Source organism: Nocardioides sp. (assembly GCF_031422975.1).
Taxonomy (GTDB): domain Bacteria; phylum Actinomycetota; class Actinomycetes; order Propionibacteriales; family Nocardioidaceae; genus Nocardioides.
In genome coordinates this window covers 1-2,081 of sequence record NZ_JANPEO010000438.1, presented here as the reverse complement: position 1 = coordinate 2,081, position 2,081 = coordinate 1, and the positions used below count along the sequence as shown (strand labels likewise).

3 protein-coding genes are annotated in these 2,081 nt (G+C 70.5%); all 3 read right to left on the bottom strand.

The window, feature by feature from the left end; genetic code table 11:
• Nucleotides 1-142: 142 nt before the first annotated feature.
• The gene (gene ruvA, locus RMO85_RS13215) at nt 143-742 is read right to left on the bottom strand and encodes a Holliday junction branch migration protein RuvA (RefSeq protein ID WP_310529189.1); all 600 of its coding nucleotides are present in this window, start codon (nt 740-742) and stop codon (nt 143-145) included.
• Nucleotides 739-1,296 (bottom strand): crossover junction endodeoxyribonuclease RuvC, encoded by a 558-nt coding sequence (gene ruvC, locus RMO85_RS13210; protein ID WP_310529188.1) that lies wholly within the window; start codon nt 1,294-1,296, stop codon nt 739-741. Before ruvC ends, ruvA begins: the two co-directional genes overlap by 4 nt.
• A gap of 92 nt (nt 1,297-1,388) precedes the next feature.
• On the bottom strand, nt 1,389-2,081 hold a 693-nt coding region (locus tag RMO85_RS13205), incomplete at its 5' end, for a YebC/PmpR family DNA-binding transcriptional regulator (protein WP_310529187.1).

Below are 2,081 nucleotides of genomic sequence, written 5' to 3'. Positions count from 1 at the left end.
GACCTCGTCCAGGCTGCGGGGGCGCAACGCCGCCTCGACCGCGCGGTCGTCGCCGTCGGCGTCCGCGGACGTCAGCCGCTGGAAGTGCGCGGCTTCGGCCTCGGTCAGCTCGTCCTCGGTGTCTGCTTCCCAGTTCATGCGATCACCCCTTGCTCAGCGCGCGGAGGGCAGCGCGAAGCAGGGACGCGACGTCGGGGCTGGCGCCGGCGTCGGGCGCGACCAGCTCGACGGCCTGCTCTGCCTCCTTGGTCGACCAGCCGAGCCCGACCAGGCCCTGGTGCACCTGGGCGCGCCACGGGGCTCCGGCCCGGTGCGGCTGGCCGGCCAGGCGCGCGCCGGTGGGGGCACCGATGCGGTCCTTGAGCTCGAGGATGATCCGCTGGGCACCCTTCTGGCCGATGCCGGGCACGCGCGTCAGGGTCTTGACGTCCTCGCCTGCGACCGCGGCCCGCAGGTCGTCGGGCGAGAGCACCGCGACCATGGCCTGGGCCACCTTGGGCCCGACGCCGGAGGCGGTCTGGACGAGCTCGAAGATCTGCTTCTCGTCCTCGTCGAGGAAGCCGAAGACCGTCAACGAGTCCTCGCGGACCACCATGCTGGTGGGCAGGGTCGCGACCGCTCCCACCCGCAGGGTCGCCAACGTGCCGGGGGTGCACATCAGCTCGAGCCCGACCCCGCCGACGTCGAGGACGGCACTGGTCAGGGTCAGCGCGGCGACATCTCCGCGGACGAACGCAATCACTGTCTGCTCCTAGCGGTGGCCTGCGCGTGCCTGGATATCTGCGCGGCCGCCTCGATCCGGGCTGCTTCGATTCTGGCCAAGGCACCACCACGCCAGATGTGGGTGATGGCCAGCGCGAGGGCGTCGGCTGCGTCCGCGGGCTTGGGGGGTGCCTCGAGGCGCAGGATCCTCGTCACCATCGCGCCCACCTGGGCCTTGTTGGCGCGGCCGCTGCCGGACACCGCCGCCTTCACCTCGCTCGGTGTGTGCAGGGCGATCGGCAGCCCGCGCCTCGCCGCGACGACGAGGGCGATGCCACTGGCCTGGGCGGTGCCCATGATGGTGCTGGAGTCAGAGCGCGCGAAGACCCGCTCGACCGCGACCACGTCAGGCTCGAACTCGTCGAGCCAGGCGTCGAGGCCACGCTCGATCGTGACGAGCCGTTGCGCGATCGGCTCGCTCGGACTGGTGCGGATCACGTTGACGTCGATCAACGTCAGTGGCCGACCGACGGAGCCCTCGACCACGCCGACGCCGCACCGCGTCAGGCCGGGGTCGATCCCGAGCACCCGCATGAAGTCAGCCTCTCGTCCGAACGTCTGTTCGGGCCAACGCTAGCCTGCGCCGCCGACGAGGCGGCGTACGACACGCGCGGCGGTGCGCACGCTCAGTCCTCGTCCTCGTCGAGCTGGGCGAGCACGTCGTCGGGGATGTCGACATTGGTGAAGACGTTCTGCACGTCGTCGAGGTCCTCGAGGGCGTCGGCGAGCTTGAGCACCTTGACGGCTGCATCCTTGTCGACCGGGATCTCCATGCTCGGCACGAACTCGACGTCGGCGGAGTCGTAGTCGATCGCGGCGGTCTGCAGCGACTGGCGCACGTCGACGACGTCGGTCGCCTCGGAGATGACCTGGAAGGACTCGTCGTGGTCGTTGACGTCCTCGGCGCCGGCGTCGAGGGTCGCCTCGAGCACCATGTCCTCGGAGACCTCGGTGGCGATCCCGTTCCTCTCCTGCGACTTCGGCACCACGATGACGCCCTTGCGGGTGAACAGGCGCGAGACCGAGCCGGGGTCGGCGAGCGTGCCGCCGTTGCGGGTCACGGTCGTGCGCACCTCCATCGCGGCGCGGTTCTTGTTGTCGGTCAGACACTCGACGAGGAAGGCCACGCCGGCGGGTCCGTAGACCTCGTACATGATCGTGGAGTACTCCGCGCCACCCGCCTCGGCACCGGACCCGCGCTTGAGGGCGCGGTCGATGTTGTCGTTGGGCACCGAGCTCTTCTTGGCCTTCTGGACGGCGTCGAAGAGCGTGGGGTTGCCGGACATGTCGGCGCCACCCTGCTTGGCCGCGACCTCGAT